Raw genomic sequence first — 23,888 nt, forward strand, 5'->3', positions numbered from 1 at the left:
ATGACCATCAGAAAACAGCCGAACGGAAAATGGTTGTGCGAGTGTTACCCTAACGGGCGTGACGGCAAGCGTGTGCGCAAGCAATTTGCGACAAAGGGCGAGGCTGTAGCATTCGAAAACTTCACCATGGATGAAGTGAACAAAAAGCCTTGGCTGGGTGAAAAGGAAGATCGGCGGCGTTTGTCAGAATTGATTGAGCAGTGGCACTCTTTATACGGCCAGACGCTCGCAGACCCTAAGCGCCTTATTGCAAAACTGAAGATTATCTGCAATGGGCTGGGCGATCCTATTGCCTCAGAGTTGACAGCTGGTGACTTTACTAAATACCGCGAAGCACGGCTAAAGGGTGAAGTGCGAAATGAATATGATGCACTTATGTCACCAGTTAAGCCCCGAACGGTAAACCTCGAACACCGCAACCTGTCATCAGTTTTTGGGACTTTAAAAAAGTTAGGGCACTGGTCAGCCCCCAATCCTCTCGCCGGGCTGCCAACATTTAAAATCGCAGAAGGTGAACTGGCGTTCCTGACGCCTGAAGAAATTAAGCGCCTGCTGGAAGCCTGCGTAGATTCTCAAAGCCCGAGCCTACTGATGGTTGCAAAAATATGCCTTGCCACCGGCGCGCGATGGAGTGAAGCCGAAAACTTACAGGGCCATCAAATATCAAAATATCGCATCACTTATACCAAGACCAAGGGTAAGAAAAACCGTACCGTGCCGATTTCTCAAGATCTGTATGACGAACTCCCTAAGGGTAGAGGGAAGTTATTCACCCCTTGTAGAAAAGCCTTCGAACGAGCAGTAAAGCGAGCTGGTATCGAGTTACCAGAGGGCCAGTGTACCCACGTGCTGCGTCATACATTTGCAAGCCATTTTATGATGAATGGTGGGAACATACTGGTGTTGCGCGATATACTTGGTCACTCTGATATAAAAATGACCATGATATACTCGCATTTTTCACCAGAGCATTTAGAAGATGCTGTGACTAAAAATCCTTTATACAACCTGAAATGAGACTAATATGTGTTTGACTGACTACTTAATTTCACTCACACCATTGTGGATTTATCTCGCCCTTATTGGGATTGCCATTTACTTTATCATTAAAAGAAAATATTACACCTTCAATCATGAACAATTATTAAAACAGACACCTTTCCATATTGCTATATTAGCGCCTTTTTTAAGTTTTTTGTATTTTGGATACTTATCATGGAACGGACACACTCCACAATTTGATAGTAAAGGAATGGGTGTTTTCCTAGAAATCAGCAAATTGCCATTGCTAATTCTCAGTTTAACATTGCCCTTAGGAGCGCTAGCAGCTAACGTCCATAGAACGTTCCAAATAAAAAAACAAATAGAACTATCAGAAGAAAAAAATCTATCTGATATGTATTATGCACATAACAAATCATACGTCGAAAATTTTTCAAAAGTCAATGCCAGCAGACCAATAAGGACGTCACCAAACGAAAAATTAAATATTTATATTGAAAAAATAAATGAACTAAGCGTATATGTTGGTAGACCAAACAGTCTTTATGAAAAATTCTATCCGGAATCTTCGCCTGAATTTGGACCACAATATGTACCATCAAAGAAAACACTACAAATAATGGAACGTCTGATAGATAAATCTTTGGACACATTCAACGCTTTTGACGAGAAAGTCATTAATCAAAAAAAAATCACAGGTGTTACGCAGAAAGATGCCGACCTTTTAAAAATAAAAAATGGGTTACTCTCAATCTGCAAATACATTGCTCTTGATGAATATATTGCATATTACAGGTTCTTCGATGCAAAGATTGAAAATAAAGAAATCCAATTAAAAATAGCAACCGTTGAATTGTTTATTTTTTGCCACAAACTATATATAGTCTTATCTGAGATACTCAATATAATTGGTGTAACAAAGAACACACACCCAGAGTTAATTAATAAATGCAGAAAACTACGGTCATGCGCCAAAGATATATATGATGCGATATAGTTGTCTCTTTTAAGTATTTTTTTACTCTCAGCACAAGCTTTCGATATCCCAGTGAGTGATGCTGGAAAGACTTCTCACGAGGAATATAATTTTGGCGGCAAAATGGCGGCGCAACACCAAAACCGGCTAAAACCCTTACATACCGCTAAAAACTAACAAATTGTTTTATAAACAAAAACCATGATTTCATTATGTTTTAATTAGTATGTAGAAATTTCGGACGCGGGTTCAACTCCCGCCAGCTCCACCAATCATGATTGGACAGTGATAGGACATCACTAGCAATAACAGGAAGTTAGCAGTCTCAGCAGGACACCGACCAGACGGTGAGGGGACAAAAAAGGATACGTAAAGGAGCCGCGGCTCCTGAGCTAGCAAAAGCCCGCTGATGCGGGCTTTTTTTGTGGGGAAAGCTTATGATCCAGCTACAGGATATCATTACCCTTCTGAGTAACGGCGAGGAAGGAACGACTAATGCCTTGCTGCAAACAAAGGTATTCCTCTTCTCTATAGGTAAAAAAGATCTATCATCTTGGATAGATCACGAAATAAATGGTTACCCCTCTGTCAAAGATGCCCCTGAATACAGAGTAGTTAAGGCTAGAATTCTTGGTAACCTTAACAATGGCTACCGCCATTACAATGGCCTTCAACTTCCTGTCGCTTACTTAAACGATAAGGAATATAAGGATGCTCACGAATCCGTAGTAACAATGTCGATTAGCCAAATTGAGCAGTTGGTTATAAACGCAGGCGACAACAAAAACCTACAACAACATATTCCAATAGATGTAGCCCGTATAAAATACTGCAAGTCTATTGAAGATAGTTATGAAATAACATCATGTTACAAGGAAATCGCACTTCATAGTTTTACGGGAATTTTAACGCAAGTACGCTCACGCTTATTGAGTTTCTTATTAGAGCTTTCAGACCAAACCGCTGGAATGCCAGAGGAGAAAAGCATGGCGGATAAACTAAGCAAAGTCGATACAGATTCTATTTTTCATAGTGCCATCTTCGGTGATAACACTGTAATAAATTTAGGGCATGAGAACTCTTTTACTATCAATAATCAAGTATGCAAAGGTGATCTCTCCGCCTTAAAAAAATCTCTCACAGAGAATGGTATTAGTGAAACTGACGTTAATGCTCTGGAAGCGGCAATTATTGCAGATGGTCCAATCTCGCCTCGTAGCAATACCTATGGCAAAAATGTTAGCACTTGGTTCTCCAATGTTATAACAAAAGCGGCCAATGGTACGCTGGGCATTGGAGTTACTGTTGCTACTGAAGTGCTTACCGACGGTCTTAAAAGATATTTCGGCTTACAATAGCCATCATAGAATGCCAGAGGCCAGACGTTAAAAACCCTCTTGTGCCGACAAAGATCCTCAAGGAAACCAACCTATTGCTGTTGGTTTTTTTATGGCTGAGATTTGTCGATCGCATAATCAGCGTTAAACTACGAAACTGATTTTTTAATTTCAGGAAATTCATTCAATTATCATAAAATCAGTTAGTTGCAAAAGAACGGTAATGGACAATATCGGGCAATGTAGGTCATTTCATCGCCCCAAAATACGCCCCAAAATGAATTTTGCCCCCAATTTTGCCCCCGCATCAGACCCACTTTTACGTAGCTTCTTCCAGAAATGACACCCCCCTGCTTTACGAGGCGTCATTCCCTGGGCATTATCGCTACCGATCCGTTTGTAAGACTTCCTGGTGCGCACCGCTTCTTACATCACCGGACAGTCATCAAATTCTCCAGAACGTGCATCATTGATAATGTATGTGATCACTCCGAATATTGGACTCGAACAACAGTATGAATCGTCGCTTTCAGGTACTGGTTCTTTTCTGCCGGTATCCACGCTCTCAAGATGTGGGTCAGGATGCTTGCGATAACGCCTTATCCTGAATTCACCATCCATTGCACAGACTAATAATGATCCGTCACAAGGCTGTAATGAGCAGTCTACTATCAGCAATGCCCCGCTCATCACCCCAGCCTTATAGCTCGTTTCTGATGCCCGCATAAAGAATGTTGCAGCACGGTGAGAAATCAAATGCTCATCGAGCGACAATTCTTTTTCCACGTAATCGCCCGCAGGGGAAGAAAAGCCCATTACAGAACTCTCCCCATGTTACGCATCATCCAGAAGCGGTTTTCACTATTATCAGGCGTCTTGTCGACGAAGAAGGTCTGGTAGCGCTCTATCCAGTTATTGGCGTCGGCCTGGCTGAAATGCCAGTTTCTTGCTCGCAACTCCCTGATGAAGTCTGACGTGTGAAGGCACTGATAACCTTTAGGGTTTTGCTGTATTGCGGCGACAAATGCGCTGTGAATGTCTGATTTGCGGGGCATGATCTGCACTCCTTTTACTGTTTTTATATACAGTAGTTTTAAAGAGGGTGCAGATCAAGATAGGCTTACCTATTGATAATTACTGCTGAACATCCGGGTGTTCTGCCGAATTGACCAAGCGGGTGTACCAGAACTTGCGGAATTAAATTGAGCTCTGAAAGGCCCAGAGGGCTTTAGCGGTTACCGGAGTCCGCTTCGTGTCAGCAGGGGCTTAAACCACTTGTTTAGGCCAGCGCCTTCTGCGCGGAGTTGGGAGTATGGAGCGTTGAGTAAGCCGGGTTCCGCATACGGAACATACCGCGCCATGTGGCAGGTTTAGCACGGGATTGAAGGAAGTGAAAAAGAACCGGTTGCTTTTACATGCAGGACAGATGAATTTCATAACGGGTACCATGCCTCACGCCGTTTGCTGAACTGACATCATACACAGCTTCTTTATAACTAAAGGTGCAATGATTAACATTTCTTAATGTTTTCGTAGCCAGGCTTAAAAGCACTGACTAAAAAATATTACCAAGTGCAATGAGCCAGCAGCGCTAGCAGTTTATGGTAGGGCCACGCGTCATCCGGGGCGATTTAATGTTGCTCCAGACCGCACCAGATATTTAATAACGTTCTCAAAAGACTGATAAGACCTGACAAGATCACCACAATCCAAACGGCTAAAAACGCAAAAATTGCCATCTGAGCCTCCATCAGGGCCGTAAAAAAAAGCCTGCTGATTAGGCAGGCAAATGAAATCAGCACAAACAAACAGCTTTAGGTGCCGGGTGCCTCCCGGTGACTCGTTACCAGTTATACGAGCCGCAAATATATCAACACTTACATCAACTGGATTGCCCCGCCGCACAGGGGGATTCACCTTCATTAAAGGTAGATGATTTTAAACGAAGCGCTAATACCCCCTACCTAAAGTTATGGCTCATGCTGCCGATACGTTAACGACCTGAGTCATGAGCGCGGGGTTGATAACAAAACTAAGGGATTTGTGCCCGTTCCCGTACGGGCTTTTTTTCTCTACTTCAGAGTGATCGAGAATGCGCCTGTTGATAATTACTGCTGAATATCATGGTGCCGTTATGCTTTCAGCGCCTGAACCTCAGCCTTCAGCTCCGCGACCTGCGCGGCCAGTGTTTCGATTTTGGCAATCGCGTGATGCAGAGCCAGCGCCGTATCCATCATGACGACGTTGTTATCCAGTGCCAGGGTGTCATCTTTATCACAACGATTTCCCTCTTCGTCGAACTCAGGCGCCGCAGGAACCAGCTTCACATACTCGCTGTCGATATCCCGCAAAGCGTCCTGGGCGATGATCCCCCGGCGCACACGCTCTAAGTAATCGCCGTTATACACGAACGTACAGGGTTTCAGCTTCCTGATGTTTTCGTAAGAGGCCTTTCCGTCGTCATATGCAATATCGTGTTTCAACGTCGCATCTGAGGTTGCGGCCTTCTGATACGTATAGTTGCCCACAAAGCCGCCATCCCCGCTGACTGAGGTAACAAAGTCCCCGTTGGCGGGTGTGAAGTACCAGTATCGTATCTTGGCTCCACTGTCGCCGAACTGGGTAAGAGACGTGTTGGCCCACGATACTGTCCCGTTACCCACGTTACCCCACATAGACCGGAGGTCGTACCCCCCACTGTGACGGTAGCCCCACGATAACCCGCCGATGGCCCCATTACCTGGGGTGTCAGTCGACGTCTGGGCATAATAGGCCGAGTAATGCGGCTGGGCAGCGTTCCACCACGAGTTTACGGCGGGGGCACCCACCACCAGCTTACCGCCGAACTGAACGTTGCCGTTAGACATAAAGTCAAAGTAGTTGTTCTGGGCCGTATCCGTACCGCCTGCTGCCTGCATCACCGTTAATCTGGCGATTGCGTAGTCCCATTCAATGCGTTTTACGGCCTGGAGCTGGGCGTACATCTTCTCGACGCCGCCCACAGTGTACTGTGACTTAAAGCCACCCCCAAAAACTGTATTGCCGACCCCAGGTAGTGTGGCGTCGTTAACCAGAGACGTCCATGCACCCAATGACCTTGTCAGTTCTGCCGCGTCTATTCTCATTGTCATTTCTAATCTCCTTATGCCCATACCCGGTACGGGCAGGCCGGGAAGACTGCGAAGGCATCTAACGATGCCAGTTCCAGCGAATCGTCTGTCACACGCAAATTGACGTGATAACCGGGCAGGTTGTCGTACTTAATACTTTCGTTTTCGTCACCGGGATTGATAACTTCAACAGGGACAGTGATAATGCCAACGATATCCAGACTGATATTGGGATGATATAAACCACCCTGCTCTTCATCATCCACAAACCCCGACGCGATTAATTGCGTGCGCATTTCGTCGGCGCCATTAAAACGCAGATATAAGTCTTTCATTAGCGGAGTCCATTAATTTGGTTAAGAGTCAGCAGGCGGTGCCAGATACGGAAGTTGCGAATGTGGTAAACAACGTTCGGGTGCCCTTGTATATCAATGCTCGTCGGTTTAGACGCTGGATTTACTGGTGCTAATGTTCTGCTGTTAATTTTTCCATCGAAGTACATGCTAGTCGTATTGTTGGCATCTACAGATTGTGCGTAAACTTTTCTATCGATTGGATATGTAACTGGTAGAGATGGCCCGCTCCCACCAATATATGTGAAAAGGGTAGATGCTCCCGCCCTAAATATAATATCGTTGTTGGAGCCTGTCGCCCTGATAAGGTCAGCGTAATTATTACTAGGCGTGACATATCTATTAACAGCGATTTCAAATGCAAGTGTCCTGTTGAACGCATCCCCGAGAAGTTGATATCCAACATTACCAGACGGTTGTAATGAGAGCTTATCAGCAGCCCTTGTTACAGCGGACGCGGCTGTTGGAATATAACTGGTCATCACGGGTACAGGCTCCAATTGCGCACCCCAAATATATACACCAGACACACCATCTCCGGTGTAACTGGCGGTTACACCGTCCTTAGCTAATTGAAGGCGAACAACTGTGCTTTGACTCGCCGCAGCGGTAAATGTCATCCAGACGCGATAGACACCATTACTGAGCACTTCAAACCCACGGTCAACATATTGAGCCCCCACCCCACCACTTCCAACAAATGCCCCTGCTACTGGGTCAAAGAAAACTCCAGACGTACTTCCAGAGGCAATCCGAAGATATAAAAGACGTGAATTTGTATGTGCTTTGACAAATACAGAGTAACAGTATGTTATGTTGGCTGTTAAATTGATATTACGGTCTTGTACGTAATGTTCACTCCCCGATGTGTCCTCAATTATCAGCGCCATTGTTTTATCGCCACGAGGCGAGTCGCCGCTATTATTCGTTGTAGTAACTCGCTGCCCTGCACCCCATTGCTCAGAGTAGGTGTATAAGTTAGAACTGGATCCCTCTATTAATAAGCCCTCACGCTCGAAACGAGGTTCGTTAATATCAGCATTTTGCAAGATACCTGATTTATCGTAATACATTGCAGTTGTAGAGCGGATAAGTGTCGCTGACTTTGTTGCTAACTCCAGTACTTGTCCTGAAATAGTCAGCCGGTCATAAGGCGCGGAACCGGCCAGCAGGCGCATGTCATCATTGAGCGGCAACCAAACGTCGGGGAAAGGCGCGGTCTCGAAGGGCACGGACGTCAGCAACTGCGCGGCTGCCAGCGATGCTGCTGCACTGCTGGCGCTGGTAGCTGCGTTAGTCTCCGACGTTTTGGCGTTCGTCTCAGAGGTTTTCGCGTTGGTATCTGAGGTCTTAGCATTAGTCTCAGATGTTTTCGCATTTTTTTCTGAGGTTGCCGCCGCGGTTTTTGATGAGTTCGCGTTAGTCTCTGACGTTTTTGCGTTCTTCGCTGACGCTTCCGCCGCTGCGGCGCTGGTCCCTGCTGCCATCGCTGCAGCGATCAGCTTCGACCAGCTCGGCCCTGTTTTTTTAGACCCGTCAGCCAGGGTTACGGTGACGTCACCTGTCCCGGATAAAATCAGATCCTGGTTGATGATACTGCTTTGCGCCAGGCGAAACCCTTCCGAGACGGCTTTTGCTAAATCGTCATCAAGTGTGGCCATTCATGATGTCCTTAAAATGAAAAACCCAGCCGGAGCCGGGTTATGTGGTCTGAGGTTATGAGGATCAGGAGAAGGAGCCGGTGCCCCGGGTAATGGTCAGTGTCGGGGCGGCAATGCGCTTACCTGCCGTGCCCGAGCCAACAATAGTAATGGTCCCGTTGATCACATTGGCCGTAAGGTTGCGTACTGCGTGACGTACGGTTATCCAGAGTCCTCCCGTTCCAGCTGGCACGCCAATAGAGCCCATATCGCGGACATTACCGTTTATGTTGAGGGTGATATTTACGGACGTTGTGCCAGAGATAGATGTGACATAAACCATTGCCTCAAGCAGAGCCGATTTATCCAGCGATGAGGAGGATGAGTCGGTAAAGGTAATTGAACTTGATGCTACGCCAGCGCCTGATATGTAGGCATCCGGCGCTATACCTACGTTTGCCACGTCCCCTATGAAAGACGTAGCCTCTACGGTACCCCTGAAGCTCCCGCTGGTTGCCTCGATGCTTCCTTTGAAGCTCCCGTTGGTGGCATAAACAGTCCCTCTAACTGTCACGCTATTAAAATAAGCCGATCCATCCTTGCGGATACACCAGCCGCGCCCGTTCGGGTCCCATGGGCCGAGATCGTTCCAGTCATTAGAACTTATCTGGTAGCCAATCTTGGCGTTATCAATGGAACCATCCTGGATAAACACCGATCGCAAGAACATTTGGCCGCCGGTCGCCGCGAACACCAACTCCTGTCCTGTGGTCGTCGGATTATAAACCGCGAACGTGTCGGCGCTGACGAGGAAGTTAGAGGAGCCTGTGGCATCAATGCCCAGCTGGATACCCGCGATACGTTTGATGCCGTTCGCCTCCACCTGAACTTTAACGCCCCACTGCGCGCTCAGCTTGCCGTTGATATCAGCAACAGCCTGGCTGGTCGTCTGTACATTGGCATTGGTTTTCCCAATAGACGCCGTCACCTGCTGAATGCTGGTTGCCGTGGCGCTCTCCAGATCCGTAACGGCTTTATCAATGCGCGTGATGGCTGCAGCATTGGTCTGGCCGTTTTGCTCTACCGTGGCCTTAAGCGTAGTGACCTGCTCCGCCACGGCACTTGTGGCATCCGCAGAGGTCTTCCGGACGTCGCTGATCTCGGCCATCGTTTTCGTTTCACCAACGGCGAACGTCACGCGCTGATCCGAGAACGCCATGAAGTTGGCGAGCGCATTGGTGACGTTGCCAACAATACCGGCATCCCTGCTGGCCGTGTTGCCGTCCACGTCAACCTTCAGACTGTCGATACGGCGGCCCAGCGCACTGTCACCATCCGTACGGGCCGTGGCTTCCGTGCTGATGTCCGCCGTATTCTTGTCAGTCGTGGCCTTAACCGCAGCCAGCGCGGAGGTCTGCGCCTTGTTGTTGTCAGCAACGGCTTTAGTGACCGTCGTGATATCGGCGGTGTTTTTGCCGACAGTCACCTGCAGGCCCGAAAGCGTGGTGGCCTGAGCATCCTGCTCAGTTGTCAGCGTTGCCAGTTCCTGGGTCACAGCGGCATGGTTGTCATTTACGGTCGATTCCAGCTTCTTCCGCTCCGTCACCTCAGCTTCCTGCGCCGTAATGCGCGCCTGGCGTTCGGTGTACAGCAGACCCGATGCCAGCTTTGACGGATCGTCACCGGTATAGCCGCCCCGGATCTGCGTCGCCAGTGTCTCGCGCGCCGTAGCTTCCGCCTGGTCGCCAGCAACACGGGCTGTCGTCTCCTGCTGCAGCGCCGCCATCCCGGCCCCCGGTGTTGGCCGTCCGACCGCCACCCAGTCAATCAGGTAATAGTTCGTCGCGTCCTGTTTAGTGGACAGGTCCAGCCTGAACTGATTCATCGTGGTTTCGGTCAGCCAGGGGATGTTGTCGAACTCCACAGTTGCGATACCGTTCGCGTCATAGGCAGGCTCGGCGACGGTAAACATGTTGGTGTCGTTGAAACCACCCGTACCACGCCACCGCAGCTGCCCCGTCCAGCCCGGCGCACCGAATTTCCTGATGCGCAGTTTGATGAAGCGATAGGAAGAGGAGTTGATGGCCAGTGAGCCCGGGGATGCCACCCACGGATCGGTGGCATGGTTCGCTGGTCGAATCCACCCGTCAACGATTGTTGGGGTCCCGTTCCCGGTCCAGCCCTCTACTGTCGAATCGAAGTACCAGATTTTGGCCGGGTCGAACTGGGAACCGGTGCCCGCCGAAATCTGGGCAATCTGCTGCGCCAGAGAGTCGGAAGTAGTCTGGATCGTCTGGTTGACGTTGCTGATATCCGCGACGCGCTCGTTCTTCTCGGTAAGCAGCGCCTGCCCGCGCGCTGTTGCCTCCTCGGTGATGGCTTTCTTACGGTCCGCGACTTCCTGTGCCAGGCCCGCTTTTGTGGCAGCCGATTCCGTAGTTACCGCCTCGATGTCATCACGGGCAGACTGAATATCGCTACCCAGATCCGTGACTTCCGAAACGAGGTCTTTATAGGCGTCGGTCTGTTTGATCTGGTTATCGATATCCACCAGGTAATCCGCGGCATCCGAGCTGCTGCTACCCTGAATGAAGTCAGTCCAGGCCGACTGGTTACCTGTACGGTCGATAAGCCTCGCACGGTACCAGAACCCCACCCCGGCTTTCAGGCCCAGCTGCTGATACATGTGCTGCGGATAAGGCACGTCCGTAAGCAACATCGCATTCGTGCCGGCAGCATCCGTGGAATACTGAATCTCGGTCTGCAGGGTATCCGCTGTATTTGCAGGAAAATCCCAGTCCAGTTGCACACCCCAAAGTAAGGGTGTCGTCCTGAAGTTGACAGGTACCGGCGGGGCGCCAACCTTCCCTTTTAACGTTACTTCAAGCGAAGTGGCCCACTTCGAAGAAATTTCAGCAGCATTAATGGCGCGGACGCGCACCAGATAACGCCCGGCATAAATCGCCGGAACTTCAAACGAGGTGGTAGAGCTGCGCGGTACGTTTACCCAGTTCCCGTCATTGCGACGCCACTGAGCCTCGTAGACGATCGCGTTCGGAGCCGGGTCCCAACTGGCGCGCATGGTTTCGATGCTGATGCCCTGATTCACCATCGAGTAGGAGCTGATAATTATATTTCCTGGCGCGAACTGATTACCGGGAGGGATCACGCTTACCGGACGCTGGTCAATGATGGCGCCAGTATCGATGCGGGCATACTTATCCGGATCGTGAGCCGCGCCGGTAACAGTAAACGTTCCGTCGTTATTGTCGCTGATGCTAATCACCCGGTACTGCTGGGCATACAGCTCATCGGATTCCGCCACCCAGACACTTTCCGCCTGCGGCGTTTCGCTGTAGGCGGTGCTGACCGTTACTGCTTTTCCGTTCACTGCCTGTATTGTACGAGCCTGAGATGCACCGGACGGAAGGTTGAGAATAAGACGGTGACCTGCCTTTGCATCCGGCGCGCGGTCCAGGGTAATCACCCGGCCATTCACCGAGCTGATACGCCCGCCAGTGACCTTACCGGATAGCATTTCATCGGCCACGGCGATGATGTATCCGGGTTGAGGGATGTTGCCATCCAGACCGACGTCAAACGATACAACGCGATCCTTGTTGTTGGTGAGAATGCCCCAGCGGCCCTTACGGTTCGCCTCAGATTGCCGGGTACAGCCGATGGCTGTCATTTCCAGCTGGTTAAACCCGTAGCGCGCCACCAGGGCCTGCTCGAATACGGGCTCCATCGCGTCAGCGTAGGCATTAGCCGGATCTGACCAGGACACCAGCGCCGTGGTGTAGCGCGTTTTGGTCGTGCTACTGGAGTAGGTAAAGCGGCCATCAACTACGTTAGCGCGGGTGTAGCTGTAATCCACATCCCGCGGCATATCTGCCAGGGCAACAATCTGATCGCCACCCCAGTAAGTCATGCCCCGGAAGATGGCCGCAAAATCCCGGAGAACAGTGTAAGCGTCGTTCCGGTCCTGAATGTACACGTTGCAGATGTAACGCGGCTCGGTACCGCTGCCGCCTTTACCGTCCGGCACCAACTGATCGCAATACTGGGCCACCTGGTACAGCGTCCATTTGTCGATGTTCGCCGCGGTAAGACGGTGACCCAGGCCGAACCGGTCGGAAACCACCAGGTCGTAAAAAATCCACGCCGGGTTGTCAGTCCACGCCCACTTAAACGCACCGGTCCAGGTGCCTGTGTAGGTACGGGTTTCCGGGTTGTAGGTGTCAGGTACGCGGATCACGCGGCCGCGCGGCTCGCAGGAGATCTGCGGGATAGAGCCATTGAACTGGCTTGAGTCGAATTCGATATACAGCAGCGCGGTGTTCGGATAGCGCAGCTTGGCGTCAATTACCTCGGTGAAGCTCTGCAGCGTCATCGTGTCGCCGATCTTTGCGCTGTTTGCATCAGCGGTAAGCTTGCGCAGGCGTATAGTCCAGGTGCTGCCCGCCTGCGGCAAATCGATACGGTGGCTGCGCTCATAACCGGATGTCGTTTTCCCGGTCACGCTGGTATTCAGCACCGTCTGCCAGGTGCCGCCGTCGGTCTGCAGGTCAATCGCGTAGTTAATCGAGTACCCGACCAGATCGCCGTCGTTCTCCTGCTTGAACAGCGAGGGCCATTTCAGGCGCAGACGAACCGCTGAGAGCTGGGTATTGGTAAACGTGCGCGTCCAGGCAGTGGCGCTTGATACTTCGGTACCCACGCTGATCTCGTTTTCGGTACCCGGTATGCCCTGGATGTAAGTTTGTGCCTGCGTACCCGGACGAAACTCCCACGACACGCCACTAAAGTTTTGCGAGCCGTCGGCGTTCTCCAGCGCTGTGCCATCCAGAAAAATATTTTTGCCGGTAAGCTGACCGGAAAACTCGCCCTCTCCCAGTGCTATCAGGATTTTGGCCTTTGCTACCGACTGGAGATCGTCTGGCTGCTCTGTGGGGGTACGGGAACTCGAGCCGCCGCCCTTGCGGCCCCTGATCGCGGTTGCGTTTGCCATATTGCGCCCATAAAAAAAGCCACACGAAGGCGGCCTGAATGAAAGGTTTAATTTACTGCTGATCTTCGACGTAAATCCCGGCAGAAATGATCGCGCCGCCGATTCGGCGCTTACCGTAAAGCAACGGCACCGGATATCCCTGTGCGGCGGTGTTCGTTACGCCGCCGAATGCATAAGAAGCCCGGTTATCGGCATCCTGTTTGCTGGCCAAGCCCGTCGGTTGAGGGGTAAGCATTTGGACTACACCGCCGAGCATCATGGCAGCGCCTAGCTTTGCCGCACCATAGCCTACTGCTGAGAGGGTTCCGCCGGAAAGATAACCAACCGCTACGCCAACAACCACGAGCACTGCGCCGAGGATTGTTTGGAGGACACCAGCTTTTTTGCTGCCAATTACAACAGGCACAATTCGAATAACCTCGCCAGTCACCGGAAAGCCAAAATCGTCATGTCCGATATTTTTCTTATCTTTAAAAACCGCATAAGTAAGACCACGAGCTTTGCTGGTAATTAAAAATTTTTCGATCCCGTCGATTGTTTTTGTAAGAGAATTTATTGCCTCTGCGGTTGTACGTATTAAGCGATGGTGAACCCTTCCGTAGGTTTTTCCTAATATGCCGCCGAGTTCAATTTTAGTCATCACCTCAGACATCATCATTCTCCATAAAAAAGCCACCCGAAGGTGGCTTAACTTAATTCATTTAGTTAAAGGCATGTTCTGGCCGCTGTAGCCCAATGATCGTTCCATCCTTTTGCGACGGCATATACCTTAACATCGCTTCCGCCGGTTTCTGATTTATCAATATTAACCACCGAAAGTGCCCCGAAAATATCGTCAGAGGCTGTTATTTTGTAACCTGACTCAGTGGGAATGCTGGAACTTGATGAACGAAGTTCCACCCACTTCGGAGCAAGGCATCTGTTTACCTGCTCGGGGCTCTTCGATGTATGCTCAGAAAAAATAGGATTTTGAGATTCAAGTGAATTCACAGAGCAGCCTGCTAACCCCATAACAAGCATCAGGAATAACTTTTTCATTTTCATGCTCCTTTGAAATTTATCAAAGGTTAGCATAGAGACTTGTAGCGTAGAACCTTCATCGTTCTTTCCTGCCAGTAGCCGCCATACGGCACGCGCTGGCTTAAGTGTCCGTAGAGATGGTGCAGAAGCATATTGCCTTCCAGCAGGACACCTGCGTGATTCCACTTATTAGCCTGAACCTGCATGATCACCATATCGCCAGGCTGCGGTGCGCCGTCGAATTCACGGAAACCACACTCGTACCAGCAATCCTGATAAAAGTTATCCGGGTACTCGTCCTCCCACCAGGGATATTCCACCCGGTAGTCATGCAGCTCTATCCCGTGCGTCTGCCGGAAATAGCTCATCACCAGACCCCAGCAATCGTACACGCCCAGAATAAAAGGCCGCTCAATGAGTGGGATCTCTCCCCGGGGCATGATGGTCCGTAAGTCACCTTCCGGCCAGCTGACGATATGCCAGGGCAGCCCGTTCAGGTCACACTGGGCTTTATCCGTTTCGCTCGGCTGGGTGGTTGCATCGGGGTGGCTGTGAACGATGGCGGTCACCGGCCCCCATTCTTCGGCGGCGGCGTAGTCCTCGGGGCACAGCACAAAGTTGTCCTCCGGGTTCGTGGCCACATTGCGGCAGGGAAAATATCGCTCTACCCGGCTCTTCTGCGCCACCACCCCGCAGCACTCACGCGGATATTCCTGCGCAGCGTGCGCCATGATGGCCGTGACGATCTTTTTACGCATGCTAACTCCTAATCAATGACGTACCCGGAAACCCGCCGAAGGAAAGCTCGTTATTTTCCCCGAACCGAAGCTTGCAGGCGGACAGAGTGCCGTTGCATTCGTCCAGAGAAGGATCGCTGACCGGTTTATTGTTTTTGTCGAAATAGCGCGTGCCGCCGTAATCACAGCCATCACCAGTGCGGTATTTGTTACGAATGCACCAAGTACACAAAGAATGGAGCTGGCGCGTAGGTATCATCAGCCCCTGCAAATCCATCGGGCTGGAGAGTGTGAACTCAACCACCTCGTTGGTTTCACTGCTCTTTGAATCGATATAGAAAACCTTCAGCTTTTCCTGTGTCGGATCGGCCGTGGCATTGCCACCAAGGAAGTTTTTCGTATCCAGATAGTGCGCCAGGGTGTCATGGATCGTCACTTTTGCCTGCAGCATATCGTCGTATGCCAGACACAGGGCTGTAATAGAACTGTCCAGATTAGCTACCGAGAATTTAGGCTTAGCATTGCCGCCACTGGTGGATGCTTCAATGCCCGTGATCTGGCAGGGCCATGCTTTATATTCCTGGCCCTGCCACCAGATGGATTTGGCGGGTAGCTTAGCCTCATCCCCTCCCGCCGCCTCAATTTCCGCGGAAGTGTGGGCAATATTGTGGGAATGAAAGCGCATGACGTCTGAGACGCCAAACCCGGTACCATCGACTTCAAAGAGACGGACTTCATTACCCGGTTCCAGCTTCTGATAATCGTTATTAAGACTCATGGAGCAAAGGCCTGTTCAAAGGTGGCAGAGATATACATTACGGTTTTCCCCTTCACTACTTTCTGCAGGCTGTCTGCTTCAACGCGCCATAGGGCCAGTTCTCCGAACGGTGGCTGAAAGGAAAATGACTTCGTCTTGTGACGCCTGAGGAAAGCGTAAATCTGTAGACCTTTTTCCGGAGGTCCAGTAAAGGAATATTCATAGGTCAACGTCTCGTCATTGATCCCCGATCCACTGACCTGGGTATAACCGTCACCAAACTGGGCTTTCCGGATGGAGTCTTTGCTTTTCGTGGTTGGCTGGCTGGCCGACTGAATGGAACAGGGAAATTTTTCGATAGCCATTAGCGCCTCCCATTATTAAGATTCCAGATGATTCCACCCGGTTCGCTTTCCCGGGCGATCCCTTCTCTGATGGAACGGTCTACTACCTGCTGGTAAGCCCTCGCGGCTGCGCCATTATTTGTCTGGCTCGCTTCTGAGCCCTGCTGAGAAGGGGTAACCGTCACAGGGGCGTAAACACTCACCCCCAGAGGCGTGACAATGCCTTTGCCACCTCCGACAAGTCCGCCACTGGCATATCCCCGCATCAGGCTATAAAGGTTTCCTACGCCGATCCGGCTGGTAGCCTCTTTGGTGAAGACAAATTCACCCCGGTGGACAACACCGGCCGGGTCATTTTTGCCGCCATAACCAGTAAATCCACCAGCAGCAAACCCCAGAGCTGTCGAGGCTGAATCAACCAAACCAACCATCGCCTGCTTAATGAGGATCTGCGTCATCATCGACAGAATGGATTTTGTGAAATCTGACCATTTACCTTTACCGGTCGTAAGCATATCGGCCATGTTCTGGCTGATACCATCAAAGGTGGCGGCAGCCAGCGATTTCACCTGCCCGTAGGCATCGTCAGCTGAGTCAACATAATCAGCCCAGGCCGTTTGGGCGCCGGCCTGCCAGTTCTGGCGGAGGGCGTCCTGTTCACCATAATAATTCCTGAGCGCGTTCAGTTCGTTCTGGTACTGCTGATCGCCCTCATTACCTCCGGCATTTTTCCAGCCCTGTAGCAGCTGCGCCTCCTCAAGGCGTCGCTGGGTCTGGCGGCTGCTCATACCCGCACTTTCTGCCAGCGCCCGCGTTTTCTCGCTCATCTGAGTGACATACTTCTGCGAGGTGTCCTGCAGGCGATTGAGACGTTCTTGGGTGACAATCTGATCGCCCAGTCTGGCATTGATTTCCGCCTGGGCGAGCACCTTGTCCTTGCTGGCGAGGAGGGATTTTTCATCATCAGTTAAGTTGCGGGTTTTGGCGGCCTGCTCGAGAATCGTAAATCTGGCCTGCTCTTTCCATAGCTGCTGGCGTTGCTGGCTAATCTTGTCGTTGATTACAGAGTGCTGGCGTAATACCTCCAGCTGGGTTTGCAACTCGAGGGTCTGGGCGCTGGTATTGTCAGTAAGTTTCGTTCCGCCCGGCGTCCTGGTTTTTGTCGGCTTCTTAAGCGAGTCCTCATATTCCTTTTTCGCCGCGGCCAGGTTGATGTTGTAATCAGCCTGGAGGATCCTGCCCTCTTTCAACGCTTTGTTCAGCTCGCTCTGGCGAGCGGTGTACTTCTCCAGAGCCGTCTGCGTTTTACTGTAATTCGCCTGGGCTTGTTGCGCGTATTTGAGGCGATCGGCTTCCACTCCTGCCTCACGGGTAGCGCTTTCCTGGGCGAGTTGAGAATTACGGGCCTGTTGCTGAGCCATATCCAGCGCCAGGCGGGCTGTCTCACGGTCGTTCCAGAAGCGGGCGCGCGCTTCATCGTTGACATAACGATCGCCCTTCCGCAAATTCCAGATTTCATCAGCCCGCTTGAAGGCATCTTCTGCCTTGCTCAGCATTTCCTGAGAGGTATCCGGCCTGCCAATATCCAGTGCCGCATCCCACATGGATTTGAACGCATTTTTAAGGGAGTCTGCGGCCGATTCAATCGTCCCCATGTTCTCGTGGATGCTGGCAGTCTGCTTGTTGAACCCGGCAGTTGCTGCTTCGTTTGCCGCCTGCAGTGCCCCTGCTTCATTTCCTGAGCGCTGCAGAGCGGCAACATATTCAACCTGCTCAGCTGTGACATTGTGAAACTGCTGCGCCATCGCCAGCAGCCCTGACGCCGGATCGTTGACCATGCGTCCAAATGCTTCAGCCACCTTATCGACCGGCAGACCGGATGCGTCCGTGAATTTCGCAACCGAAATCGCAAGCTCTTCGAAGTTAGCACCCGCGCGAACGCCTGCATTAACAAGCGCAGTCAGTGCCTGGCTGGTCTGGTTAAACGTAAGCCCCGCTTTCTCTCCGGCAGCTGCAATGGTCTGCATGCGAACAGCTGTGAGGCCAGCAGTATTACCGCTCAATGTCAGCGTTTTATTAAATTCAGAGAGCGTACCTGAACCCTGATAATACGAATACATAAGCGCCGCAGTACCAGCTGTTAACGCGCCGACACCCAGCATTACTGGTGAGATTGAGCTGGCAAGGCCAACCAGCATTGGTCGAATCCCGCCAAACATATCTTTCACCTGCCCGCCCTGCTGAAGCAGGATCAGCCAGGGGTTCTGCCCCCCGGCTAATTGCGTGGCAACATCCGTAAACTGTGCAGGAAGCATGCGCATAGCATTGCTGTATTGCCCGACGGATAAACCCGCTCTTTTTGCGGCTAATTCCTGGCGGGTAAAAGATTTCTGGACCTGAAGAGCAGCGTCGTTTGCAGCCTGGCCGGTGCCTTTGAGTTGCTTATTTACATAATTCACCTGCTCAGTGAATTTGGCCGAATTAACATCAAGGTTAACGACCAGATCACCCACTGACTGTGCCATAGCGCACTCCTCCCAGGCTTTCCGCCACAAACATCATCACATCATCATCCATCGGTAAGGTTTCCGGCTCGGGCGGGTTCAGAAGGCTGAAATTAATTGGGGTTAGCTCAGTTCCCGGGCACACCACAGACACAACCAGGTGACTGAGCCGGGAGAAATGCGCATCCAGCAAATCGTTTTCAAAATACTGCTTCTGATAAAAACGCCCCCACTCAGCCAGCTCAGTCGAAGACATGCCGGCAAGCATTGCGCGCCAGTCCGGGCGCCGGAACTCCTGCGCCAGTTTCATTACAAAACTCAGCTCACCGGCTAACGCTTTTCCGCGCTCACGTCCTCATCCACAGCTGCGTGGTCTGCGTTTTCCTCACCGCTGGTCAGCTCTGGCTCCTGTACAGGCAGCATGTCAGAGAGATTTTTAACGAAGTGTTCTCCGGCACCAATCATTGCTGGCGACCATCCGGACAGAACTTCATGGTGCAGAGAATCAACATTCTTTGAGGTGTCTCCCTGCCACAGTGACATCGCGATCAGCCGGGCACCACGCCGGATATTGCTGGCTACCCGTAACGGAAGATAACCCTCTTCCCCTTCGTCTTTTGGCAGCGATTTCTCATCCAGCACCAGGTATTGCAAATGCTCGATACGTTGCAGCGCGGACAGCTCAAACAACTCAATAGTGTTGCCGTTAAAAGTAAATGGCTCTGATTTCAGAAAACTCATGGGGTGCTCCATTAAAAATGACGGGGCAAGCGCCCCGCCGGTCAGGAAACGGTAACAGTGCAGATCGCGACTTTCAGACCATCGTTCATCATCACGATAATTTCAGCAGTGCCTGCAGCAGCCCCCGTCACGGTCAGTACGTTACCGTTGGCGGTTACAGTCGCTTTAGCCGGATCAGACGAGGCTACACGGAAGGTTTTATCAGTAGCACCGGAAGGCGTGACCGTAATATTGATTGTGTTTTTGGCGCCGACAGCAACCGCGAGGATAGACTTGTCGAGCGTTACACCTGTGACGGACACGGCCGGGATACGGCTTTCTTCTGCCAGCGATGGCTTGCCGTTATTACTGATCTTCACGCTGCGGGTAATGACCTCCTTCGCCGGGATGGTTTTACCGAGGCTGCTGACCCAGCCCTTAAAGACGTCGATCGTCCCGTTCGGGTATTTAATTTTGTAGGCGCGCACATCGCCGCTGTAGAACCAGTCCACCAGCGATTGCTGCCCGGATTCACCCGGTTTCCACGCCAGAGTGAAACTGGCCTCACCGGCTGACTTCTCGCCCTGCGCTGTGTTGGCCCAGTCTGCGTTCGGATCGTCAAGGTAGGTGTCGTCATAGGACTCTGCGGTCAGTTCACCTGGTGTCAGGTCTTTGATTTTGGCCGTGCGGGTCCAGTCAGTATCGCTGGCCGGATTGGCATAGGGATCGCCTGTACCTGTGTAGAGCCAGAACGTTGTGCCTGCCCCTTTTACGGGTTCAAGCGGGCTTGGTGTTGGCATGATTACCTCACATTACGTATGAAATTGAGTATTTGAGATCAGCCGATCCCCACGTCGCCATTTCGTCATCTCGCTGATAGTCATAGCCCAGAGCAGACATGGTTTCGATTAAGGGGGTAAGGCCGGGGAGTGCATTGAGCTGGGGATAGATTTTGCTTTCCATCCAGGTATCGAGCGCGGTATCCGTTTCGCTCGCTTTCAGGAACACCTCGATATGAAGCGTGGCGCGCCAGATATCTTCGTCGATGGATTCCTCCGTGGACTGCGCGTCAGTGATATAAACGGCGACAGCCGGGAGATCTTCGGACTCAAGAACAGCGGGACGGCCATCAGACCACGTTACAGGGTCAGTAATGCCAGCTTTCAACGCATCCAGAACCGCCAGGCGGATCAGGGGATGTTTCATTTGGTCAGGATTATCCTCAGTTGATTGCGTAAGGCCGCAGAGAGCTCTTTTGGAAGATCGGTGGCCGTCAGGCGGGTGCTTTCCTGCTTGAATGCCTCCGTCAGCGGGACCGCCAGAGGAATGCTCACCACCTCGAGCGGGTAGCGGCTTTTGGTGGTTCTCCGCAGGACATGCCAGCGCCCGTTTTTGAGTTGCTGGATGAATCCGCCCGGGAAGCGAAATCGCCCGATGACCAGAACGCTTCGGACACCAGCCTTGTCACGTTTTCGCCGGGAAAGGCGCACGCTGGCCACGCCCAGCTTGATCGCCGGGAGATTGCCCCGGTTAACGCGAATGGTGGCCTGCGGTTTGCGTACCGTGGCTTTCTTCAGGCGGGCACGCTGATTGACGAGTTTCCGCTGCACCCGGGTATCCTTCGCAACCTGACGGGTACTGCGGGAGATCGCCCGGGTAGCCACACGGTTCACCGCCTGAGAGGATGCCCGTGGGACGGCGGTTTTGCTGATGCTTTCCAGGTTAGCGATCGCCTGTTCGAGCCCTTTAATGGACATAGAACCTCCATTACTCAATCCAGATCTGTGGCTTACCGTTGAACAGCTGTTTGCGGGTAACGATGTAGTCCTGGCCCTTCCAGTGAATGGCATCGCCTTTGCGTGGCGACACTGCCAGGGAGAACACCACCAGTGAAAGGCCATCCCCCACCAGCGGCCCCATTTCTGCGACAAACTGGCTTTCAACAGCATCAAAACTGACACCGTTGATCGTGACCTTATCCGACATCAGATTGACGGTGGCCGCGTCCATACGGGCCACCATCGCGTCGAAGGGGTTAGCCATTCAGTTTAACCAGTACAGCGGCAACGTTCGCACCGGCAGCATGCCAGGCTTTCCCGGCCGGTGTCGCTCCGGTAGCATCCAGCTGCACTTTCCCGCTTTTGAAGTACACGGTTTTACCCTGGGCGATATCATCCGCCGCCAGTTTCGGTAACTGGACTACGCCACTGGTTAAACCCGTGCCGGTTTCGCCGACAGGAATATCAGCGATTGCGATCGCCAGGACATCACCCACGACAACAGGCGTGCCACTGGCGATCACCGCCGAACCCGAGTTGGTCAAATCGATAGTGTGACCATCCTGTACGTAATTCTTCATGCGCTCTCCGTATGGCCCCCATCGGGGCCATGTTGCAGATATAAAAAAAGCCCTTTCGGGCCGGTTCAATGTCGGGGTGATTACTTACCGGATGATTTAGCCAGACCGCGATAATCCAGCGGCGCCACACCAGCATCGATGCGAACTTTCGTCGCAACACCGTCAGTGGTGAAACCTTCCTGCTGGTCGATGTACGGGGCATCAATGCCATTGAGGTACGCCACTTCGATGGTATCGGTGCCCTGTGCAGCAGCCAGATACCAGGCCGCCGGGTCGGCATCATCGAGACGAGCTTCTGAAATCACTTCAGCAAAGTTCTGGATAGGGTTGTTGATACCAGCGTTAATGTCGGCACCTTTTACACTGGCGGACTTGATGGTCTGGTTGGCCAGCGTCTCGAGCGCAACCGGCACCAACATATAAGCAGGGCGAATATTCAGCGCACGCTCACCCTCTTTCTGCTTGCGCATGTTCTGGCGTGCCTTATCAAGGCTGTCTACGCTAATGGCGCCAGATGAAAGGTTGGCATGGTCAGCATGGAAGAGCGCCTTACCATCTGACAGTTTCCCGTTACCGGTCAGCACGGCATAGACCAGGTCACCGATTGTTGCTTTTGCAGCGCGCCCCATCTTCATCGGAACGTCTGTCAGCTGGTTCAGATCATCGTTGATGATGGCCTGACGGGTGATGGAGAAGATCTCGCCGTAAGTGGCAAGCGCGATAGTTTCACCCTTATCCTGCGTGGTGATGTACTTATACTCCGCCCCCTCTCGCACCTGACGCAGCGATGGGAAGCCGCCCATGCCAACGCGATGCGCCGTTTTAAAGTCGGACAGCTGGCCTTTTTTGGTCCAAAGCTCAAAGGTCTCTGCCGCTTCATCCCAGCCCTGCAACAGTGCCTTGTTGGCGACATCGAGCAGGATATTGCCAAAATCAGAGGTGCTGTGCGTCAGCGCAAAACCGACCATCTGCATCGGGTTGTAACTGGACACCCCGATGCCGCGCTCAGTCAGGGACATGCGGGCGTATTCGCGCAGCGTCATACCGTTATAGACGTTGTCGCGCTCCACATTTTCATAGCCGGCACGCGCCATCAGCGCCTGGCGAATCCCGTCGCCGACAAAGTTACCGTTCCCGGCGTGAATATGTGGCTGGGTGGTTTTGTTGGAAGGCGTGGCGGTTTTACCCAGCTCAGCCAGCAGCAGGTCTTTGGCCTGTGCTACCGAACAATCCGGATCAGCAACGCACTTGTTTTGCAGTTCCATATGCTTGTTGCCGAACATGGCAAAGAGATCACCGATGCCATTCATACGGGCTTTTTGCTCTGCCAGAACCTGAGCGCGAATTTCGCTCTCATTAAGTGTAGGAGCAGCTGGCGGCTGTTGGTTCACTGGTTCGCGCTGGGTGGAGTTGCGCGGCGGGGTGATCATGTTACGAATGCTGTTTGGCATCTTTTCAAATTCCTCAATACGTTTCGAATGGATACAGGCCATTGCCTGTAGTGAAGGTGTCACCTGGTCAGCAAAACCCAGCTCGACACACTCGTTGCCGTTCATCCAGGTTTCATCCTCCAGCATTGCCGCAATTTCTTCGGGGCTTTTGCCCGTCTTTTGCGCGTAGGCCGGGATCAGCACCGACTCCACTTTGTCGAGCAGGTCGGCATAGTCGCGCATGTCATCAGCGTCACCACCAGCAAAACCCCAGGGCTTGTGGATCATCATCATGGTGTTTTCCGGCATGATGACCGGGTTTCCTACCATGGCGATTACTGATGCCATTGAGGCAGCCAGACCGTCGATATAAACGGTGATCGCCGCGCCGTGGAATTTCAGGGCATTAAAAATGGCGATACCGTCAAAGACATCGCCACCAGGGGAGTTGATATGTAATTTGATGTGGGTGACGTCGCCCAGCGCCTTAAGGTTTGCGACGAACTGCTTCGCCGTTACCCCCCAGTAGCCGATCTCGTCGTAGATATAGATTTCGGCTTCGTTTTCCGAACTGGCCTGCATACGGAA

General features: G+C 51.9%; 22 protein-coding genes and 1 pseudogene. 3 read left to right on the forward strand and 20 right to left on the reverse strand.

All coding sequences use genetic code 11. The features are described 5' to 3' along the window. From GNG29_RS17370 to GNG29_RS17380, 3 genes are all read left to right on the forward strand, one after another. Positions 1-1,017 carry a site-specific integrase gene (locus GNG29_RS17370; protein ID WP_156655076.1) on the forward strand — a complete coding sequence of 339 codons (1,017 nt, stop codon included), beginning with the start codon at positions 1-3 and terminating at the stop codon, positions 1,015-1,017. A 7-nt stretch (positions 1,018-1,024) separates the two neighbouring features. Continuing rightward, positions 1,025-1,999, forward strand: a complete 975-nt coding sequence (locus tag GNG29_RS17375) for a hypothetical protein (RefSeq protein WP_197431818.1) — start codon at positions 1,025-1,027, stop codon at positions 1,997-1,999. Between the two features lie 416 nt (positions 2,000-2,415). After that, complete coding sequence (locus tag GNG29_RS17380) at positions 2,416-3,336, forward strand: hypothetical protein (protein ID WP_156655078.1); 921 nt, start codon at positions 2,416-2,418, stop codon at positions 3,334-3,336. Positions 3,337-3,741: 405 nt separating this feature from the next. Here GNG29_RS17380 and GNG29_RS17385 read toward each other — a convergent pair whose 3' ends face one another. The 20 genes and pseudogenes from GNG29_RS17385 to GNG29_RS17480 form a co-directional block, all read right to left on the reverse strand. Further along, positions 3,742-4,131: a S24 family peptidase gene (locus GNG29_RS17385; RefSeq protein ID WP_156655079.1), complete on the reverse strand. Its 390-nt coding sequence runs from the start codon at positions 4,129-4,131 to the stop codon at positions 3,742-3,744. After that, on the reverse strand, positions 4,131-4,370 hold the full coding sequence (locus GNG29_RS17390; protein WP_156655080.1) for a hypothetical protein: 240 nt from the start codon (positions 4,368-4,370) through the stop codon (positions 4,131-4,133). Before GNG29_RS17390 ends, GNG29_RS17385 begins: the two co-directional genes overlap by 1 nt. A 1,077-nt stretch (positions 4,371-5,447) precedes the next feature. Then, the gene (locus GNG29_RS17395) at positions 5,448-6,446 is read right to left on the reverse strand and encodes a tail fiber domain-containing protein (protein WP_197431819.1); all 999 of its coding nucleotides are present in this window, start codon (positions 6,444-6,446) and stop codon (positions 5,448-5,450) included. Positions 6,447-6,457: 11 nt separating this feature from the next. Beyond that, complete coding sequence (locus GNG29_RS17400) at positions 6,458-6,760, reverse strand: hypothetical protein (RefSeq protein ID WP_156655082.1); 303 nt, start codon at positions 6,758-6,760, stop codon at positions 6,458-6,460. Continuing rightward, positions 6,760-8,439, reverse strand: a complete 1,680-nt coding sequence (locus GNG29_RS17405) for a hypothetical protein (RefSeq protein WP_156655083.1) — start codon at positions 8,437-8,439, stop codon at positions 6,760-6,762. Before GNG29_RS17405 ends, GNG29_RS17400 begins: the two co-directional genes overlap by 1 nt. 712 nt (positions 8,440-9,151) lie before the next feature. Then, positions 9,152-13,429, reverse strand: a pseudogene (locus GNG29_RS17410) (phage tail protein); the annotation flags it as partial. 52 nt (positions 13,430-13,481) lie between these two features. Further along, positions 13,482-14,081: a tail assembly protein gene (locus GNG29_RS17415; RefSeq protein WP_156655085.1), complete on the reverse strand. Its 600-nt coding sequence runs from the start codon at positions 14,079-14,081 to the stop codon at positions 13,482-13,484. A 53-nt stretch (positions 14,082-14,134) separates the two neighbouring features. Continuing rightward, positions 14,135-14,467, reverse strand: a complete 333-nt coding sequence (locus GNG29_RS17420) for a hypothetical protein (RefSeq protein WP_231736533.1) — start codon at positions 14,465-14,467, stop codon at positions 14,135-14,137. Positions 14,468-14,496: 29 nt separating this feature from the next. Then, on the reverse strand, positions 14,497-15,207 hold the full coding sequence (locus GNG29_RS17425) for a C40 family peptidase (RefSeq protein WP_156655087.1): 711 nt from the start codon (positions 15,205-15,207) through the stop codon (positions 14,497-14,499). A 1-nt stretch (position 15,208) separates the two neighbouring features. After that, the gene (locus tag GNG29_RS17430) at positions 15,209-15,964 is read right to left on the reverse strand and encodes a phage minor tail protein L (protein WP_156655088.1); all 756 of its coding nucleotides are present in this window, start codon (positions 15,962-15,964) and stop codon (positions 15,209-15,211) included. After that, complete coding sequence (locus GNG29_RS17435) at positions 15,961-16,308, reverse strand: phage tail protein (protein WP_156655089.1); 348 nt, start codon at positions 16,306-16,308, stop codon at positions 15,961-15,963. The genes GNG29_RS17430 and GNG29_RS17435 overlap by 4 nt, the downstream gene beginning before the upstream one ends. Beyond that, positions 16,308-18,812 carry a phage tail tape measure protein gene (locus GNG29_RS17440; protein ID WP_156655090.1) on the reverse strand — a complete coding sequence of 835 codons (2,505 nt, stop codon included), beginning with the start codon at positions 18,810-18,812 and terminating at the stop codon, positions 16,308-16,310. Before GNG29_RS17440 ends, GNG29_RS17435 begins: the two co-directional genes overlap by 1 nt. Beyond that, on the reverse strand, positions 18,793-19,101 hold the full coding sequence (locus GNG29_RS17445; RefSeq protein WP_156655091.1) for a phage tail assembly protein T: 309 nt from the start codon (positions 19,099-19,101) through the stop codon (positions 18,793-18,795). Before GNG29_RS17445 ends, GNG29_RS17440 begins: the two co-directional genes overlap by 20 nt. A gap of 20 nt (positions 19,102-19,121) precedes the next feature. Further along, the gene (gpG, locus tag GNG29_RS17450) at positions 19,122-19,532 is read right to left on the reverse strand and encodes a phage tail assembly chaperone G (protein ID WP_197431820.1); all 411 of its coding nucleotides are present in this window, start codon (positions 19,530-19,532) and stop codon (positions 19,122-19,124) included. A 41-nt stretch (positions 19,533-19,573) separates the two neighbouring features. After that, a complete protein-coding gene (locus GNG29_RS17455) occupies positions 19,574-20,311 on the reverse strand; it encodes a phage tail protein (RefSeq protein WP_156655093.1) in 738 nt (245 codons plus the stop codon). A 7-nt stretch (positions 20,312-20,318) separates the two neighbouring features. Next, positions 20,319-20,717: a phage tail terminator protein gene (gene gpU / locus GNG29_RS17460; RefSeq protein WP_156655094.1), complete on the reverse strand. Its 399-nt coding sequence runs from the start codon at positions 20,715-20,717 to the stop codon at positions 20,319-20,321. Further along, entirely contained in the window at positions 20,714-21,268 is a 555-nt protein-coding gene (locus tag GNG29_RS17465; RefSeq protein ID WP_097455164.1) for a phage tail protein, read from the reverse strand. Before GNG29_RS17465 ends, gpU begins: the two co-directional genes overlap by 4 nt. A gap of 10 nt (positions 21,269-21,278) precedes the next feature. Beyond that, complete coding sequence (locus tag GNG29_RS17470; protein ID WP_156655095.1) at positions 21,279-21,554, reverse strand: ATP-binding protein; 276 nt, start codon at positions 21,552-21,554, stop codon at positions 21,279-21,281. Then, the gene (locus tag GNG29_RS17475) at positions 21,547-21,870 is read right to left on the reverse strand and encodes a DUF2190 family protein (RefSeq protein ID WP_156655096.1); all 324 of its coding nucleotides are present in this window, start codon (positions 21,868-21,870) and stop codon (positions 21,547-21,549) included. Before GNG29_RS17475 ends, GNG29_RS17470 begins: the two co-directional genes overlap by 8 nt. A gap of 80 nt (positions 21,871-21,950) precedes the next feature. Next, positions 21,951-23,882, reverse strand: coding sequence for a ClpP-like prohead protease/major capsid protein fusion protein (locus GNG29_RS17480; protein WP_197431859.1), 1,932 nt, complete (start codon positions 23,880-23,882; stop codon positions 21,951-21,953). Between the last annotated feature and the right edge of the window lie 6 nt (positions 23,883-23,888).

Source organism: Leclercia sp. Colony189 (assembly GCF_009740165.1).
Classification (GTDB): Bacteria; Pseudomonadota; Gammaproteobacteria; order Enterobacterales; family Enterobacteriaceae; genus Enterobacter.

Coding starts and splice junctions, on each gene's coding strand:
- GNG29_RS17455 (WP_156655093.1), bottom strand. CDS start 20,311: ATGCCAACACCAAGCCCGCTTGAACCCGTAAAAGGGGCAGGCACAACG.
- GNG29_RS17470 (WP_156655095.1), bottom strand. CDS start 21,554: ATGGCTAACCCCTTCGACGCGATGGTGGCCCGTATGGACGCGGCCACC.
- GNG29_RS17475 (WP_156655096.1), bottom strand. CDS start 21,870: ATGAAGAATTACGTACAGGATGGTCACACTATCGATTTGACCAACTCG.
- GNG29_RS17435 (WP_156655089.1), bottom strand. CDS start 16,308: ATGGCTATCGAAAAATTTCCCTGTTCCATTCAGTCGGCCAGCCAGCCA.
- GNG29_RS17395 (WP_197431819.1), bottom strand. CDS start 6,446: ATGACAATGAGAATAGACGCGGCAGAACTGACAAGGTCATTGGGTGCA.
- GNG29_RS17400 (WP_156655082.1), bottom strand. CDS start 6,760: ATGAAAGACTTATATCTGCGTTTTAATGGCGCCGACGAAATGCGCACG.
- GNG29_RS17445 (WP_156655091.1), bottom strand. CDS start 19,101: ATGAAACTGGCGCAGGAGTTCCGGCGCCCGGACTGGCGCGCAATGCTT.
- GNG29_RS17440 (WP_156655090.1), bottom strand. CDS start 18,812: ATGGCACAGTCAGTGGGTGATCTGGTCGTTAACCTTGATGTTAATTCG.
- GNG29_RS17420 (WP_231736533.1), bottom strand. CDS start 14,467: ATGAAAAAGTTATTCCTGATGCTTGTTATGGGGTTAGCAGGCTGCTCT.
- GNG29_RS17385 (WP_156655079.1), bottom strand. CDS start 4,131: ATGGGCTTTTCTTCCCCTGCGGGCGATTACGTGGAAAAAGAATTGTCG.
- GNG29_RS17405 (WP_156655083.1), bottom strand. CDS start 8,439: ATGGCCACACTTGATGACGATTTAGCAAAAGCCGTCTCGGAAGGGTTT.
- GNG29_RS17480 (WP_197431859.1), bottom strand. CDS start 23,882: ATGCAGGCCAGTTCGGAAAACGAAGCCGAAATCTATATCTACGACGAG.
- GNG29_RS17430 (WP_156655088.1), bottom strand. CDS start 15,964: ATGAGTCTTAATAACGATTATCAGAAGCTGGAACCGGGTAATGAAGTC.
- GNG29_RS17370 (WP_156655076.1), top strand. CDS start 1: ATGACCATCAGAAAACAGCCGAACGGAAAATGGTTGTGCGAGTGTTAC.
- GNG29_RS17380 (WP_156655078.1), top strand. CDS start 2,416: ATGATCCAGCTACAGGATATCATTACCCTTCTGAGTAACGGCGAGGAA.
- gpG (WP_197431820.1), bottom strand. CDS start 19,532: ATGAGTTTTCTGAAATCAGAGCCATTTACTTTTAACGGCAACACTATT.
- gpU (WP_156655094.1), bottom strand. CDS start 20,717: ATGAAACATCCCCTGATCCGCCTGGCGGTTCTGGATGCGTTGAAAGCT.
- GNG29_RS17375 (WP_197431818.1), top strand. CDS start 1,025: ATGTGTTTGACTGACTACTTAATTTCACTCACACCATTGTGGATTTAT.
- GNG29_RS17415 (WP_156655085.1), bottom strand. CDS start 14,081: ATGTCTGAGGTGATGACTAAAATTGAACTCGGCGGCATATTAGGAAAA.
- GNG29_RS17465 (WP_097455164.1), bottom strand. CDS start 21,268: ATGTCCATTAAAGGGCTCGAACAGGCGATCGCTAACCTGGAAAGCATC.
- GNG29_RS17425 (WP_156655087.1), bottom strand. CDS start 15,207: ATGCGTAAAAAGATCGTCACGGCCATCATGGCGCACGCTGCGCAGGAA.
- GNG29_RS17390 (WP_156655080.1), bottom strand. CDS start 4,370: ATGCCCCGCAAATCAGACATTCACAGCGCATTTGTCGCCGCAATACAG.